Origin of the sequence: Sandaracinus amylolyticus (assembly GCF_021631985.1) — a bacterium.
Lineage (GTDB): Bacteria > Myxococcota_A > Polyangia > Polyangiales > Sandaracinaceae > Sandaracinus > Sandaracinus amylolyticus_A.
Genome location: NZ_CP070225.1, coordinates 1244744 through 1261103 on the forward strand (window position 1 = coordinate 1244744; position 16360 = coordinate 1261103).

Consider the following 16360-nt stretch of genomic DNA (forward strand, 5'->3'; position numbering starts at 1 on the left):
CACCCAAGCCTCGGTCCGACGCGAGGCTCCATCGATCGATTGCCGTCGTTGACACCCGAGCCGTGGAGCGACCATCCTTCCCATCCCAACCCCCTCCCCTCGGGTGAGCCCGTCCGTGGCCGGGATGTACAAACTCGTCATCGCCGACGACGAAGGTAAGACGACCGTCGTCCCGCTGGTTCGTGACGAGATCACGATCGGCCGCAAGGAAGGCAATACGATTCGCCTGACCGAGCGGAACATCTCGCGTCGTCACGCGAAGCTCCGTAAGGCCAACGGCTCGTACCTCGTCGAGGACCTTTCCTCCTACAACGGCGTCAAGGTCAACGGCCGTCGCATCGGGAACGAGGCGACGCTCAAGGCCGGCGATCAGATCTCGATCGGCGACTACCAGCTCGCCCTGCAGCTCGACGACGGGGCGACCATCCCCGACACGACTGCGCCGATGGCCGCGCCGAACGGGGCCGCCGAGCCCGCGACGGCGATGCTCCAGTCGCCCGCGGTCGCGCCCGGTGCTCCGACGCTCCCTGCGGGCGGCGTGGGCACCCCGGCGATCGTCGTCGGTCCGCCGGCTCGCCTGGTGATGACGTCGCAGCCCGCGCCCGGCGCGGAGTTCGCGCTCGCCCGCCCGGTCACACGGATCGGCCGCGCCGAAGAGCTCGACGTGTGGATCAACCACCGCTCGATCTCGCGCGAGCACGCCGAGGTCACGAACGACGGCGGCGCGATCCGCATCAAGGATCTCGGCAGCGCGAACGGCGTGCGCGTGAACGGGCGCGACGTGCAGCAGGCCGAGCTCAAGCCGGGCGACACGCTCGAGCTCGGGCAGGTGCGCTTCCGCTTCGTCGGCCCCGGCGAGCAGTTCGTCTTCGACGCCGCGCACACGATGCAGCTCGAGGCGGCCTCGCCCGATCGCGCGCCGAGCCGCGCGCCGATCTTCGTCGCGGCCGGCATCGTCGGCCTCGCGGTCGTGGGCGCGGTGGTGGTCGCGATCTCGGGCGGACAGCCCGCGTCGACCACCGCGACGCCGATCACCGAGCCGGTGAGCCCCAGCGTGCCCGCGGTGCACGGCGATCCCAGCACGAGCCCCGCGCTCGTCGCCGGCCCCTCGCCCGAGGAGCGCGTCGCCGCGGCGGTCGCCGCCTGCGTCGCCGCGCGCAACGGCGGCAACTTCGATCTCGCGCTCCAGCGCGCGGGCGAGGCGCTCGCGATCCTTCCTTCCGACGCGCGGGCCCTCGATTGTCAGGCGGGCGCGCAGCAGGATCGCGAGGAGTCCGACGCGTTCGCGCGCGGCGTCGCGCTGCGCAACCAGGGCAACCTTGAGGGCGCCTACCTCGAGTTCGACGCGCTCCCGCCCCAGAGCCCGTTCCGCACCCGGCCCGAGGTCGAGCAGACGATGCGCGACTTCGCCGACGCGACGCTCGAGCAGGCGCAGGACCAGCTCACCGAGGATCCCGAGGAAGCGCTGCGCCTCGCGCACACGGTCCTCAACATGGCCCAGCTCGAGCCCGCGACCCGTCGCGCCGCGGATGCGATCGCCCGTCGTGCCCGCCCGCGCGTCGCGGGCCGCGAGCGCCCCGTCACGCCGCCTCGTGATCGCGAGCCCCGCGATCCCCGAGGCACCAGCGGCGCGGTCACGGGTCGCGACTCCGGCACCTCGAGCAGCACCACCGTGACGCCGACGCCGACGCCCGAGTCGTCGGGCCAGACCCCGCTCGCCGCGGCGCGCGCATGTCTCGCGCGCGGCGACAACCAGTGCGCGGTGCGCGCGCTCGAGGGCCGCTCGCGCACGACCGACGAGTACCGACTGCTCGTCGAGACCTACCGCGCGATGGGCAACACGGGTCGCATGCTCGACACGATGGAGCGCTACATCCAGCGCTTCCCCAGCGATCCGCGCACCCAGCAGTACCGCCAGATCCTGCTGCAGCACGGCCGCTGAGTTTCCCCGGGGGGCTGCGCGCCCCCTGTCGACCCCCGAGCTGCGCGCGGGTCCCCACCCGCTTGCGAGCGCTCGGCGGCCCGATCGTCGATCTGCGCGGGCGGCCCGCGCGCGCTGTGATCGGGCCCTCGCCGCAGCGGCGCGAATCGTCCGCCGCTGTGCGCGTTCTGCGCGGTTTCACACGCGAAAACGGGCGACTCTTCGTTGACTCCGTCAAGGTCGTGCGCGAACATCGCGCCGACCCGGATTTCCCCGGCTTTTTTCGGCTTCTGAGGAGATGATGCGCATGCGCCGGATCGCCCGGATCCTCGGCTTCGCCACGCTGATCGCGCTCGCCCACGCGGCCGTCCTCGCGCCCTCGGGCACCGCGGAAGCGCAGACCGGCGGACGGCTGACTTCCGGCGGCATGGACCTCCACCTGTTCCGTCCAGCCGTCGACTCGAAGGGCCTGCTGTACACGAACGGCACCGACATCCTCGGTCACCTCGCGTTCAGCTTCGGCCTCATCGTCGACGCCGGCTTCGGCATCCTGCCGTACAACGGCTTCGTCAACGACACGAGCACGACCGCCGCCGACGCCGACTACTGCAACGGCCGCGGCGATCTGCTCTGCGGACGCCTGGTCGACGCGCTCTTCCACGGCACGCTGCACGCGAACCTCGGCCTCTTCAACGTGCTCGAGGTCGGCATCCAGCTGCCGCTCGCGGTCTTCGGCGCGGGCCCGAACGTCACGGTGCCCGGCTTCTTCAACGAAGGCGGCACCCGCTCCCGTTCGCTCGATTACCAAGGGATCGGGCCGCTCTCGCTCCACGTGAAGGGCCGCATCCTGCGCGCCGAGCGCAACGGCGGCTTCGGCATCGCCGCGCTGCTCCAGGTCGAGTTCCCGACCGGCAGCCCGAGCGAGTTCGTCGGCGACAACAACGTCGTGCTCTGGCCGATCGTCGCGCTCGAGTGGCGACCGGCGCGCGTCGTGCGCTTCGGCGTCAACGTCGGTACGCGCCTGCAGCTCGGCGAAGGCATGCCGATCGTGCCCGCGGGCGGTCGCACCGTGCCGGGCGGCACCAACGCGACGATGCCGATGCAGGTGCCCGGCTCCGCGACGAACGTCCAGTACGGCCCGATGCTCACCTACTCGCTCGGCGTCGGCATCCGCCTCGGCGACTCGCCGGTCGAGCTCACCGCGGACGTCTACGGCGCGTCGATCTTCGAGGCGTTCGCGACCGAGGGCGGCACCTCGCTCGAGGCGATGGGCGGCCTGAAGATCTTCGTCGATCGCAACAGCTACCTCGTGCTCGCGGGCGGCGGCGGCATTCCCGTCGGCGGCATCCTGCAGAGCGACGTGCGCGGCATGATCGGCTTCGTCTTCGAGCCGTCGATCGGCGACCGCGACGGCGACGGCCTGCGCGACGACGTCGACCAGTGCCCCGACGAGCCCGAGGACTTCGACGACTTCGGCGACGAGGACGGCTGCCCCGATCCCGACAACGATCGCGACGGCATCCTCGACGTGGACGACGAGTGCCCGATGGTCCCCGAGGACCGCGACGGCGACTCCGACGACGACGGCTGCCCCGAGGGCAACGAGGGCGATCGCGACGGCGACGGCATCCTCGACGCCGACGACCAGTGCCCCGACGATCCCGAGGATCGCGACGGCTTCCAGGACGAAGACGGCTGCCCCGATCCCGACAACGATCAGGACGGCATCCTCGACACCGACGACCTCTGCCCGAACGATCCCGAGGATCGCGACGGCTTCCAGGACGCCGACGGCTGCCCCGATCCCGACAACGACGTCGATCGCATCCTCGATCGCGACGACTCGTGCCCGAACGATCCCGAGACGTACAACGGCACCGAGGACGACGACGGCTGCCCCGATCGCGGCACCGTCGTGATCGAGGAGAACTCGATCATCATCCTCGAGAAGATCTACTTCGAGACGGACAGCGCGCAGATCCAGTCGCGCAGCTTCCCGATCATCGACGCGGTCGCCGCGACGCTCATCGGCAACCCGCACATCACGCTCGTCGAGATCCAGGGTCACGCCGACGAGCGCGGCGACGACGAGTACAACCTCCGCCTCACGTCGGATCGCGCCGCGGCGGTCGTCGAGGCGCTGGTGCAGCGTGGCGTCGCGCGCGATCGTCTGCGCAGCGGCGGCTACGGTGAGCGCTGCCCCGTCGATCCGCGCCACAGCGCGGAGGCGTGGGAGCAGAACCGTCGCGTCGAGTTCAAGATCATCCGCACCGCGGATGGCCCGACCGGCGTCGAGGTCGCGTGCCCGGCGGGTCGCGACCTGATCCCGCACTGACCTTCTTGATCCCGCCCGGAGCAAGGGCGACACTTCGCGTCAGGAGGATGATGGCCGGCTCCTTCAGAGCCGGCCCTCCCGATCAATGGCGGAGAACGGTTTCGCGGAAGCGATGCGGGAGGCGATCCTCTCGCTGCCCCAGGATCTCAAGGCGATGCTCCGGGTCATGGAGGACCCGGATCTCGATGACCAGGGGCGTGTCATCGCGAGCGGCGCGCTGCTGCACGTGCTCTCCGCGTCGAACGCGATCCCCGGCGTGAAGGGCACGCTGGCGCTCGTCGACGACGTGCTCGTGCTGCGGCTCGCGCTCGAGCGGATCGCGACGACCTCGCCCGAGGTCGTCACGCATCACCGCGAGGACGAGCCCGAGATCTTCGAGCCGTGGACGGTGCAGCTCGACGCGGCGCGCGCGTACCTCGGTGATCGCGGGGTCGCGGTGCTGCAGAAAGCAGTCGACGGGCTGCCGAAGATCACGTTCCAGGGTCACTCCGCGCGCGAGTGCGCGCGCGACCAGGACGCGGCGACCTGGCTCTACGACTCGGTGCACGAGGCGATCATCCAGCAGTTCGAGATCGCGCCCGACGAGGTCGCGCGCGCGGTGAAGAACGCGCACGAGATCCTGGCGAAGGTCTCGCAGCGGGCGTGACCGCCGTCAGGCGGTCGCGGCGAGCGTGCTGACGCTGCGCGGCGCGGGCGCGGCTTCGATCGGGCAGGTCGCGAGCGCTTCGAGCACCGGCGCGAGCGTGCGCGCCAGGTCGGGCTCGATCGCGAGCTGACGTGCGATGCGGCGCGGCGCGCTCGCGATGCGCGCGTCGGGGAAGCGCTCCTCGAGCACACGATCGGCGGGGCTACCCTCGCGCGTGACCACGAGGAGCACCGCTTCGCTCGACCATCCGCCGCGATCGGCGCGCGCGGCGCGCACGACGTCGAGCCGGAGCAGGCCCTTCGGCATCGCGGCGAGCACCACGCGCAGGCGCGCGTCCTGGGCCTCGCCGCGCACGTCGGTGTGGAGCACCGGACGCAGCGACCAGCGACGATCGTCCTCGAGATCGGCGCGCACCTGGGTCGCGAGCGCGAGCAGGTGCGCGAGCTCGACGTGCGCCGGTGCCGGACGGCTGCGGCGGGTGCCTCCGAGCAGCACGCTGGTCGCGAGCGCCGCGACGACGAGCGCGACGGGAAGCGGCACCGGGAGCACGCCGCGCGACCACGCGATCAGCGGCGCCGCGATCACCACGCCGAGGATCGTCGCGCCGGGCACGGTCGTGGGATCGAGGAGATCGAGCCGCGACGCGCGCAGCGCGCGACGAGCGCGCGTGTGATCGCCGGTCGTCGTCGGGCGGAACGAGCCGAGGCGCGGCGCGCGCGGCGGCTGCGCGCGACGATGGATCGCGCACACCGCGACGATGCCCAGCAGCACGAGCGCGATCTCGATGTGCTCCTGGAGCAGCGCCGCCGCCGTCGCGAGCACGATGATCAGCCCCGCACGCGCACCGACTCCGAGCGGCACCAGCGCGCTCGGAGGCACCCGCGCATCGCGCTCGGCGCGCGCGACGACCAGCGACTTCGCGAGCGCGATCACCGCGAGCGCCAGCGCGAGCAGCGGCACGCCGATCGGCGTGCTCGGTGCGTCCATCGGCGGCGCGGGGCGCGCCCGGCGCGGCGTGGTGCTCGGCACGTGCAGCGAGGCGTCCATGCGCCCGGCGGGCAGCGCGAGCGTCACGACCCACTCGCGCGTCCGCGGCAGGTGCACGCGATGGAAGACCACGCGCGTGCCCGTCGCGCTCGGGCCGTGCGTCACCTCGACGGCGGGATCGTCCTCGTCGCGCACCGGCGTCGCGCCCTCGGGCGCATCGAGCGTGATCGCGACGTCGTCGAGCCCGTAACGCCAGCCGGGCAGCACCCAGCGCACCAGCACGGTGCCGTCCTCGCGCACCTCGGTCGCGCGGTGCGCGAGCGACGTGCGGTACACGACGGTCGCCACGTAGTCGCCGCGCCGCGGGGCGCTGCGACGACGGAACCCGAACACCACGCGCCCCTCGCCCTCGACGTCGATGCGCGGCTCGAGCAGCACGCCCTCGGTGTCGCGGAAGCTCGCGCGCTCGGGCTGCAGCTCGAGATCGGGATCGAGCCCGTCGAGCTCGAACGACTGCAGCCATCCGCCGTCGACGCGCACCTGCGCGACGAGCTCCACCTCGGCGCTCGCGTCGGGCGCGATCGTCACGTGCGCGGACACGCTGCGCACCGTCGCGTCGGTCCACGCGCGCGCCGCGCGCGGGCACACGAGCACGCCGAGGATCAGAGCGAGCGAGACGCCGGCTCGCACGAGCGGACGGACCACCCCGCGGGTGTACCAGCGGTCGGGGATTCCCCCGAAATTCTCGTCAGCCGGCGCGCATCCACGACGGCATGAAGAGCAGCACGAAGAGCACGAGGCACCCGATCGCCACCACCCGCCGCGCCGGCGTCAGCGTGCCCGGCTCGAACGGCGGATGATCGATCCCCGAGAGCCACGACATCAGCCCGAGCACGAAGAACCACACGAGCCAGCTCACGCCCGCGAGCGCCGCGCCGATCAGCGGATCCCCGCGCTCGCCCGCCGCGAGGAGCGGGACCGCGTAGAAGAGCCCGGTCGCGATCGCGACGAAGGGCAGCACCACGAGCACCCCGCGCGCGATCCGGTCCTGCGTCTTGCCGAGCAGCGCGTAGGCGATGTGCCCGCCGTCGAGCTGCCCGAACGGCAGGAGGTTCATCATCGTGACCAGCAGCCCCGCCCATCCGGCGAACGCGGTCGACGAGAGCATGATGTCGTGGCCCGCGGGGATCGGGCCCTTCAGCGCGTAGAGCAGCGCGAGGTAGAAGATCGAGCGCCCCTCGATCAGCATCCCGCCGCTCTCCGGAAGCGGCTGCACCGGCGACGTCGCGATCCCGTAGATCAAGACCGGCAGCGCGACCGCCATCCCGGCGAGCGGCCCCGCCGCGCCCACGTCGAGCAGCGCGTTGCGATCGCGGATCACGCCGCGCATCCGGATCACCGCGCCCATCGTGCCGAGCAGGAAGTACGTCGGCGGCATCGGGATGAAGAACGGCGGCGAGATGTCGACCCGGTGCATCCGCCCGACGACGTAGTGGCCGAGCTCGTGCGCCAGCAGGATCGCCATCAGCGGCAGCGCGAAGTCCCATCCCGCGATCAGCTCGAGCGGGCGCTCCCAGGGATCGCTGCCGCCCATCAGCGCGCCCGCCCAGAGCGTCGACACGAACGTCAGCACGATCAGCGCGAGCGGCACGCGCCACTCCGCCCACCACGTCCGCGCGATCTCGCTCACGGGCGCTCGCACCCGAGCATCCGCGCCATCGCGTCGATCCGCACTTCCACCCGCGCGTCCACGGTGCCGAGCTCGCTGCGCATCACGCACCCGCCGCGCGTGATCGACGCGTCCTCGATCACTCGCACTCCGGCGTCGATCGCTCCGTCGAGCACCCGCGCGTCCTCGGGGTGCACCCGCAGCTCGATCGCGCGGGCCCTTCGCGCTCGCGCGATCACGTCGCGCACGATCGTGATCACCCGCGACGGATCGATCGTGAGCGCCTCACCGACGATCCGCTCCGCCGCCGCGAGCGCAAGCGTCTGGGCGTCGCGCTCGATCCCCACCAGCGCGCCGTCGCGCGCCCGACGCGCCTCCACCAGCAGCGCCGCCGCCTGCGCGAGCCCGCTCGCCGCGCCCTCGGCCCGCGCCTCGGCGCGCAGCCGCTCGCACTCCGCGCGCGCGCCCTCGACCAGCGCCTCCGCCTCGCGCCGCGCCGCCTCGACGATGCGCTCGGCCTCGGCGCGCGCGTCCACCACCTCGGCGGGCACCACGCGCGGCGGCACGCCCGGCCCTCGGATCACCCGCGACATCCACGCTCCCACAGCGCCGCGAGCTCGCGTCCCGCGCGTGCGCCTCGATCGTCCCCGCCCTCGCGCGCGCCGCGCTCCATCGCGCCGAGCGTCGCCTCCACGTCGCGCCCGGTCGCGATCGCGATGCGCACGAACGTCGCGCTCCGCTCGTCGCGCTCGATCGCGAGCACCGCGCCGCGCGCCCGATCCGCGGCCTCGTCGACCGGCGCGCCCGCGAGCCGTCGCAGCGTCGCCCGCAGCCCCGCGCTCGCCCGGAACCCCGGACGCGGCAGCGGCGCCCGCGCCATCCACGCCGCGCCGGTCGTGCGCGGCACCTCCGACGCGAGGATCGCCGCGCCCCGCGCCGGCAACATCGCGCCGGCGTCGATCGCCGGCCGCAGCCCCACCGCGATCGCACCGAGCGCGCGCTGCCGGCCGCGCGTGTCCGCGGCTCGGATCTCCTGCACCCGCGCGTCGAGCGAGCGCGCCAGCTCGGGCGCCAGCCCCGCCTCGGCGGCCTTTCCGCGGTCGCCCGTCAGCGTCGCCGCGAGCGCGAGACCGTCGAGGAACGAGGCGGAGGCCACGGGCCGTTGCCGTAGCACGCACGACGCGGTCCCGCGACGCGGGCCTGCTGACGCGCGCGCCGCGGGCTATGTTCGTCGTCGTGCAGCACGCCGCGCCGTTCCGCCGTCTCGCCGTCGTCCTCGGGGCGCTCGCGCTCGTCGGTGCCCCCGGCGCCGCGCTCGCCCAGGACGATCCCTGTGTCGACGACACCTCGCCCGCGCGTCGCCCGGTCGAGGTCACGCCGTCGGTCGGGGCGTTCAACGTCACGCTCGATGCGCCGATCGCGGTGCGTTACTCGCGGGGCTACTTCGGCCCCGATGGGCCGGGCGACGATCCCGCGACGCTCCTCCGCATCGTGCGCTGTCCCGCCGAGGCCGAGTGCTCCGCGGGCTGCTCCGCCGCCGACGGCGAGCCCGTGCCCGGCCGCGTCCAGGTGATCGGCGACCAGCTCTTCTTCTTCCCCGACGGCGGGTTCGAGCCCTCGAGGGCGTACGCGGGCCGCGCCGGCGGCGTCGACGAGTCGCTCGACTTCCGCTTCTGCACCGGGGTCACGGTCGACAACGGACCGCCGGTGCTCGGCGACTTCCTCGACGCGGAGCCCTCGGAGTCGACCGCGGCGTGCGTGCTGCCCGAGGGCGGTCGCCTGGTCGGCCTGCGCTGGGAGCAGGCGACCGACGACGGCCCGCCCGGCTCGATCGAGTACCTGCTCTACCTCACCCGCGCCGCCGGCATGGAGGCCCCCGAGCTGCGCGACCGCGTGCGGAACTACGCGAGCCGCGAGATCACCCTGAACCTCCGCCTCGACGCCCAGGAGACCAGCGAGCCGGTCTGCGTGCGCGTCTTCGCCGCGGACGGCGTCGGCAACGTCTCGGACCCCTCCGAGGAGCGCTGCTTCGACCCCCTCACGGACGCCGCGTTCCAGCCCCTGTGCGCGGTCTCCGCTCCTGGCAGCGCCCGTGCCATGCCCTGGATCTTCGCGGGTTTTGCCCTGGTTTTCGCGGTGTTCGTCGCCCGTCGTCGCGCGCGCTGACGATCCTTGCGCGTGCATCCGGTGACGCTCCGGCGTGCCGCTTCTTACGTTGTTCCCCGGTTTTCGGTTGCCTAGAGTCCGGCCCCATCGCGGCGCGCCGTTCGCGCCGGCAGGGGATCGGACGAGGGCAACATGGTGGGGTACGGACGGCTCGGGACACTCGCGTGCGTGGTGGCGCTCCTCGGCAGCGTGGGCTGCGGTGATTCGCGGACCATCGACGACACCGACGCGGCGATCGTGATCAACCTCGACGGCGCGATGATCGACGCCGGGCAGGACGGGGGCCCGCCCAGCAACATCGGCGGCGCGTGCGCGGAGGACACCGACTGCACCGGCAGCGCGAACCGCTGCATCGCGGAGCCGGACTACTTCCCGGGCGGCTACTGCACGCTCGCCTGCAGCAGCGACGAAGAGTGCCCCGAGGGCTCCTACTGCTCCGACGTCTTCGGCAGCCAGGCGTTCTGCGTCGACTCGTGCGACGCGGCGGGGACCGACGAGTGCCGCGCCGGCTACGGCTGCACCATCGACGACCCGATGTACCCGATGCCGTTCTGCCTCGGCGGCTGCGAGGAGGACACCGACTGCCCGGACAGCCTCAAGTGCGATCCGGACGGCGGTGACCTCGGCGAGGGCAGCTGCTACGACGAGACCGCGAGCATCGGCGACGCGTGCGAGGACGGGACGAGCTGCCCGATGAGCGCGTACTGCCTGGCCGAGTCGTTCGGCGGGTGGCCCTCGGGCTCGTGCGTCGCGCTCGGGTGTGATCCCGCCGCGAGCGGCACCTGCGGCACCGACGCCCACTGTCTCCCCAGCGCGGGCGGCGGCGGCGGCCTCTGCGTCGACGCGTGCGCGGCCGACACCGACTGCCGCGCCGGCTACGTGTGCCGCGGCACCAGCACGTTCCCCGAGCGCCTGACCTGCCAAGCCGCGTGCAGCGACGCGGACTGCACCGGGGGTCGGGTGTGCAACGAGATCCTCGGCACCTGCCACGCTCCCTTCCCGGACGGCCAGCTCGGCCAGACCTGCTCGCGCTTCAGCGGCGGCTGTACGGGGGGCGTCTGCTACAGCGAGGGCCAGTACGGCTATCCGGGCGCGTACTGCGCGTTCGAGGGCTGCAACGTCGGCGACGACACCACGTGCCCGGACAACGGGGTGTGCATCGCGGCGACCGAAGAGGGCGAGCCCAACGTCTGCTTCAAGCGCTGCGCCGCCAGCACCGACTGCCGGGAGGGCTACACCTGCCGCGACGTCGACGGCGAGGGCGAGGGCACGGTCGGCGCCTGCACCCCTCAGTGCACCGCGAACGACCAGTGCGCGAACGCGGATCGCGGCTTCACCTGCGATGTCGCGAGCGGACTCTGCGTGCGCCCCGCCGGGGGCTGAGCGTCGCGCCGACTCGGATCGCGAAGGAGGCCGGGCCGCTCACTGCGGCTCGGCCTTCCTCGTTTCAGGGCGAACGTCCGCACCCAGGAGCGTTGGCGACTCGCGTTCGTCCGTCTAGCGTCGGGGTCGTCAGGAGGTCTCGCATGGCTCGTTCGCTCACCGCCACCGACGTCGTCCAGCTGCCCACGCTCAGCGCCGAGGACGCCTACACACTCGTCTCGCAGTTGCTGCACCAGGCCTCGCGGGCGCCGGCGCCCGCCTCGCTCGAGGAGCTCGTCATCGAGCTCGCATCGAGGCACTCGACGCTCCAGTCGCAGCTCGTCGCGCGCCGCGCGAAGCCCGGGGTCGACACCAAGATCGCGGTCGAGGCGGATCGCGCCGTCGACACCGCGTGGTCGGCGCTGCGCGACTGGCTCTCGGGCTGGGTGAAGCTCGGCGCGGCGGTGCCGCGCGCGACCGAGATCGCCGAGCTCGACTCGTTCCTGTTCGCCGACGGCCTCTCCTTCCTCACGTACCGCTTCGAGGCGGAGTGGGCCGAGTCCGAGACGCGCCTGACCGCGCTGCGCGCTCGCCGCAACGAGGAGCTGGTGCGCGCGCTCGGCGGCGCGCCGTTCCTCGACGTGCTCTTCGCGGCGCACGCGAGGTACGGCGAGGCGCTCGGCGTCGCCGGCGACACCGCGCCCGCCCCCAGCGATGCGAAGATCGGCGAGTCGCGCGACGCGATGCTCGACGCGCTCCGCGAGTACGTGGTCGCCGTGCTCGGCACCGTGCGTCGCAGCCGCCCCGCGACCTCCGAGCGCGCCGACCAGTTGCTCCGTCCGCTCGCCGAGTGGGAGGCGCGCCCGCGCACGCCTGCTGCGCCCGGCGAGAAGCCCACGCCGACGACCTGAACGACCTCCGACGGGCGCGCGAGGCAGATCGATCGCCGTCGCTTGGGGTGCCGAGGCCCCGATGACGCAGGTCGAACTGCCTCCGACTACCCCGCGGGGTGATTCGAGGCAGATCGAAGTGCCGTGCTTGGGGTGTCCAGGCCGCACTTGGGCAGATGGATCTCCCTGGTTGTGGCCTGCACGCCCCAATGGGCCCGCGTCCGACGAGCGGGCCGGTCGCGATTCAACCTGCAAGACTCCTGCGACCGCCATGACGCTGCGATGGGATGCGATCACCTCCGGCGAGACATTCCAGAGCCTCGCTGCCCAGATCGTCCGTCGCGTGGACGCACACGCGCACGTCTTCACGTGGCCCGGACCCGACGGCGGCCAGGACGCGAGGTCAGGCGACGGCGAGACGGTTTACCAGGCGAAGCACCATGCTCGGCCAGAGGCGAGGCACCCGCGTGAAGACGCGCTGAAGGAGCTTTCGAAGATCCGGGCGTACCGCGAGCCCACCCACCCGCGGCATCCGCAGTGGGCGTCGGTGCGGCGGTGGGTCCTGCTGACGAACGTCGCGACGCAGGCCACGGAGGCGGAACGGTGGGACCGCGAGGTCGTCCCTGCATTCACGCGGGAAGGCCTCAACGTTGAGCTTTGGGGGGCGGAACGGCTCGAACAACACGTCAGCGAGTTCCCGGCCCTCAAGCGCGCGTTCTTCGACGGCGAGACCCGCGCGTTCATCTCGCTCGGCGAAGCGTTGCACTACGCGCGCACGAGCGACCCGGCCGCACACGAGGGCGAGCTCCCGACGTTCCGGGGCCGCGACGAGCTCGTGACAGAGATCGTCGCGCGCTTCGCGACCGCACCGATCGTGCCCCTCGTCGCGCCAGCTGGTGTCGGGTCGAGCCGGCTTGCGCTGGCGGTCGCGATCGAGGCCGTCACCGCGGGTGTGGTACCAGCAGTCTACTTCGCGAATCCCGCGAACCTGGCAGCGGACACGCGCTGGTACGAGGCGTTCGTACCGGATCAGCCGATGCTCGTGGTGCTCGACGAGCTCGACGAGAACGACGGCCTGCGGAGCGTGAAGCGCATCCTGGAGGAGATGCGGACGCGCGCTCCTATGTGGAAGCTGCTCGTCGTCACGAAGACGCATCAGCAGCATCTGCGTACTGCGGTGTTCGTGCGCGCCGCCGACACGCTCGAGGTTCCGCCGCTGCAGGAAGATGCGACCGCGTCGTTAATCGACGAGATCGTGCGGCGGCGGGTTCCTGCGAACGCCCTTCTCGAGCGCCAGCTTGGCCGCGTCGCGCGAGCGGTCGCTCACGACTCCGAAGGATTCCCGGCGTGGGCGGTGTTGTCGGCGCTCACCGTGGCGAGTGGCGGGAGTCTCTCGCGTGTTCCGGGGTCACGTCGTGAGCAGGTCCAGACATACCTCCACACGATCCGCGAGCGCGTCTCTCGCGAGATGTCGAGCGGTCCGGCGGTCGTGCGTGTGCTCCGGGCGGTCGCCGCGCTCGGAACGCTCGATGCGCAGAGGGACGGGCACTCGTCGTGGGTCCGCGAGATGGCGAACGGGATCTCCTCCGAGCAGCTGCGCGAGATCCTCGAAGCGCTCGAGCGCCTACGCGTCGTGCGACGGCGGGGCGTGAACCGCCGGCTGTGGTCAGTCGTACCTGCGGTGCTGTCCGACGCAGTTCTCGCGGAGTGGCTGACGGACGACGCCCGAACGCTCGCGCCGAACGCAAATGCGCTCGATCTCGTGACGTGGCTGCGGGAAGCGATCGCAAGCGGGCCGAATCCGCAGAGCCCAGTTGTGCCAGTGCTCCGAAGACTCGCACGCATGGCGTTCGTCGGAGCCGAGCACGCGCAGCCGATCTCCCACGCCATTCGCGGTCTGTTTCGAGATGCACGGGCGCGTGGCGAACAGGCGCTCGATCTCGAGTGGGTCATCGATCTTGCCGAGAACATCGCGCACTCGATGCCCGGCATCGCGGTCGACCTCGCGCTTCACGTGCTTCGTGGCGGTACGTCGAACGAGAACATGCGCGTGCGATCGCGCGTTCCGTGGTTGCTCTTCCACGCCGCCTGCGGTGCTCGAACAAGCGACGAGCGTCGAGAGGTCGTCGGCGCGCTCGAGCGCGCCGCCCACGCCGAAGCTCGTAGTCCGACTCGGAACGAGCAGGACGGCAAATCGGCTCCGCGCGTGATCAAGCGCATCCTGGATTCGATCGACGAGGTGGTCAGCGACTTCACCCTGGAGTTCGAAGCGATGATCGCGGCGATGCTCGCCGGCATGCCGCCCGACCCTGCACGCATCGACTCCGCCGCGTGGTTCATCGAGCCGCTCGTTCACGCGGAAGGTTTCACCACGCACTTCGAGCGCGACACATTCCACTACGGAACCTACCGCGTGCACCCCGAGAGCGAGCGCGCGAAGGCTCGGTGGCGAGTGCTCGATCGGCTGTGGGGGATCCTGGAGCACGAGCCCAGCAGTCCGTGGCGCCCGCTCGCATGGCGCATGCTCATCGCGAGCCGGAGCGCGATGCTGTTCGGGAGCGACGATCCACGAGATCGAACGCGCGCGCACCTACAACGCGCGGTCGGAATCCTGACTGCGCACCAAGCGCTCGGACTGGATGAGCTCCGCGCCGCGCGACGGACGTGGTCGTGGCATCTGGAGTACGGCGACGAGCCCGCGGAGAAGGCGCTCGCGGAGCAGTGCGAGGCGCACTACGTGCGAGCGGTCCGTGCAGACCCGGCCACGAACATTCTCCTCGGCGACGAGTTCCAGGCGGACTTGGAACCGGTTCGGACGGGCTCGGCGATCGACGTTGCGCAGATGTTCGCCGCGATTCTCGACGCGGCCGAGCGTCTCGACGACGACTTCGCGTGGGCACGCGCCAGGAGGATCGCGGACTACGTGGGTGGTCTCCCTCGGGCCGAGTGTCGAGAGGCGTGGTTCCTGATTTCTCCGAGGGCGCACGCGGGCCCCCGGCATGCGGGCGTCGTGACCGAGTACCTCGGCGGCGTGCTCAGTGCGGCGCGACGGACGGGCGATCGGGCGATCGTGGATCTCTGGCGCGACGTGGATCTGCGAGCATCCGCGCTCGCGGTCGCGTCCAGAGCCGCGCTGTACGGCAACCGGCTCACGGTGGCCGCGGAGTTGGTCCAGGAAGACCTCGCGTCGTTCAGCGAACGAGTAAGCGAGCTCGCGGCAAGCTATCCCCTCGAGACGTTCAGCGCGCTCGGCAGAATGGTGCGTTTGGGGTGCGCAGCCAACCAACTGGTCGCGGACGCGTGGCTCGCGACGTCGGACGCAGTGCGAGCCCGCTGTTTCGCTGCGCTCGTCGAGGGGACGTATTCCGCGATCGCAACGGACGAGACGGCTCGCACGTCCGCTCTGTCGACCTGGCTTCTCGACCAACTGGTGGAGGTGCCCGATCCGGACCACGTGTTCTCGGGGGCGAGCGACTGGCATCTCGAGCAGGTTCTCGCGAAATGCGGGAGGCCCAGCGTGGAATGGGTGGCGACGTTCTTGGCCCAGCGCGCAGAGCGGTACGATCCCGATGGACACACGTACGACGTGGTGCCCTACACGACGCCGCTTCACCACTTCGTCGACGTCACGGTCGTCGACCCGACCATCCTCACCACGGTGTTTCGGTACGTGGTCGGCGAGGCTCTCGTTCCGAAGTGGCTCTCTGCACTCGATCCATCCCGGAGCACGCTCATCGAGTTGATGGCCGCGGAGATTGATGCCGCCCGGACCCGGCCTGAACAGCTTGCGCGAGCAGCTCGGTGGGCGCTCTGCTTTGTCGAGAACGGCGCCGAGTGGCGGCGCCTGGCCCAGAGGGCCGCTGGACACGCGTCCGCGTTCCCGAGCGACGACCGGGATCGCGTGTATCGGCAGATGGTTGACCGTCATCGCCTCTACACGAGCAAGTCGGGCGAGATCTCGCCCGCTCGTCTGCAGGAGCTGCGCGAGGCGCAGACTCGCCTGGACGAGGAACAGGACCCCGCGCTGCGCGACTACTGGCGCTGGCGATTGGAAGATGTGCGCGCGTCGATTGAGTACGACCGCCAGGCTCTTGAAGAGCGCTAGGCAGCGACGGCCTGCAATTCGGCCGCGATGCCCGAAGGGCGAGCCGGTCCGCGTGAGGACGCGAGCCCGCGAAGCGGACTCGCGTCGTCACGCGTCCAGCCCACCCCACGAAGTACCGAGCGAGATCCCCCGCGCGCGGCCGAAGCCTTACCAGCCGGGGCGCGGGCAGGGGTCCCGCGCGCAGTTCCGCAGCGCCCACCAGCCTCCGCGACGCACCCGAATGCTCGTCGGTGCGAGGCGCGCAGCGCCTACACCGACGAGAGCCCCGGCCATCGACCG

The 16360-nt window shown here is 71.8% G+C and carries 11 protein-coding genes; 7 read left to right on the forward strand and 4 right to left on the reverse strand.

Features of this window, described 5'->3' with window-relative positions; all coding sequences use genetic code 11:
* The first annotated feature begins 124 nt into the window (after positions 1 to 124).
* From I5071_RS05160 to I5071_RS05170, 3 genes are all read left to right on the forward strand, one after another.
* Positions 125 to 1942, forward strand: a complete 1818-nt coding sequence (locus tag I5071_RS05160; protein ID WP_236604264.1) for an FHA domain-containing protein — start codon at positions 125 to 127, stop codon at positions 1940 to 1942.
* 286 nt (positions 1943 to 2228) lie between these two features.
* Entirely contained in the window at positions 2229 to 4256 is a 2028-nt protein-coding gene (locus I5071_RS05165) for an OmpA family protein (RefSeq protein WP_236604265.1), read from the forward strand.
* 112 nt (positions 4257 to 4368) lie between these two features.
* Positions 4369 to 4902 carry a hypothetical protein gene (locus I5071_RS05170; protein WP_236604266.1) on the forward strand — a complete coding sequence of 178 codons (534 nt, stop codon included), beginning with the start codon at positions 4369 to 4371 and terminating at the stop codon, positions 4900 to 4902.
* A gap of 6 nt (positions 4903 to 4908) precedes the next feature.
* Here I5071_RS05170 and I5071_RS05175 read toward each other — a convergent pair whose 3' ends face one another.
* Genes I5071_RS05175 through I5071_RS05190 form a run of 4 tightly spaced genes read right to left on the reverse strand, consistent with a single transcriptional unit; the run spans position 4909 to position 8714 of the window.
* On the reverse strand, positions 4909 to 6594 hold the full coding sequence (locus I5071_RS05175; protein WP_236604267.1) for a hypothetical protein: 1686 nt from the start codon (positions 6592 to 6594) through the stop codon (positions 4909 to 4911).
* Between the two features lie 43 nt (positions 6595 to 6637).
* Positions 6638 to 7579 (reverse strand): site-2 protease family protein, encoded by a 942-nt coding sequence (locus I5071_RS05180; RefSeq protein WP_236604268.1) that lies wholly within the window; start codon positions 7577 to 7579, stop codon positions 6638 to 6640.
* Positions 7576 to 8151: a type III secretion system stator protein SctL gene (gene sctL, locus I5071_RS05185; RefSeq protein ID WP_236604269.1), complete on the reverse strand. Its 576-nt coding sequence runs from the start codon at positions 8149 to 8151 to the stop codon at positions 7576 to 7578. The genes I5071_RS05180 and sctL overlap by 4 nt, the downstream gene beginning before the upstream one ends.
* A complete protein-coding gene (locus I5071_RS05190) occupies positions 8139 to 8714 on the reverse strand; it encodes a hypothetical protein (protein WP_236604270.1) in 576 nt (191 codons plus the stop codon). Before I5071_RS05190 ends, sctL begins: the two co-directional genes overlap by 13 nt.
* A gap of 80 nt (positions 8715 to 8794) precedes the next feature.
* On the opposite strand from I5071_RS05190, the gene I5071_RS05195 reads away from it, so the two are divergent.
* The 4 genes from I5071_RS05195 to I5071_RS05210 all read left to right on the forward strand — a co-directional run bounded on the left by I5071_RS05195 (position 8795) and on the right by I5071_RS05210 (position 16081).
* The gene (locus I5071_RS05195; protein ID WP_236604271.1) at positions 8795 to 9724 is read left to right on the forward strand and encodes a hypothetical protein; all 930 of its coding nucleotides are present in this window, start codon (positions 8795 to 8797) and stop codon (positions 9722 to 9724) included.
* 132 nt (positions 9725 to 9856) lie between these two features.
* The gene (locus I5071_RS05200; protein ID WP_236604272.1) at positions 9857 to 11107 is read left to right on the forward strand and encodes a hypothetical protein; all 1251 of its coding nucleotides are present in this window, start codon (positions 9857 to 9859) and stop codon (positions 11105 to 11107) included.
* Positions 11108 to 11250: 143 nt separating this feature from the next.
* Entirely contained in the window at positions 11251 to 11997 is a 747-nt protein-coding gene (locus I5071_RS05205) for a hypothetical protein (protein WP_236604273.1), read from the forward strand.
* Between the two features lie 250 nt (positions 11998 to 12247).
* Complete coding sequence (locus I5071_RS05210; protein ID WP_236604274.1) at positions 12248 to 16081, forward strand: hypothetical protein; 3834 nt, start codon at positions 12248 to 12250, stop codon at positions 16079 to 16081.
* The last annotated feature ends 279 nt before the right edge of the window (positions 16082 to 16360 follow it).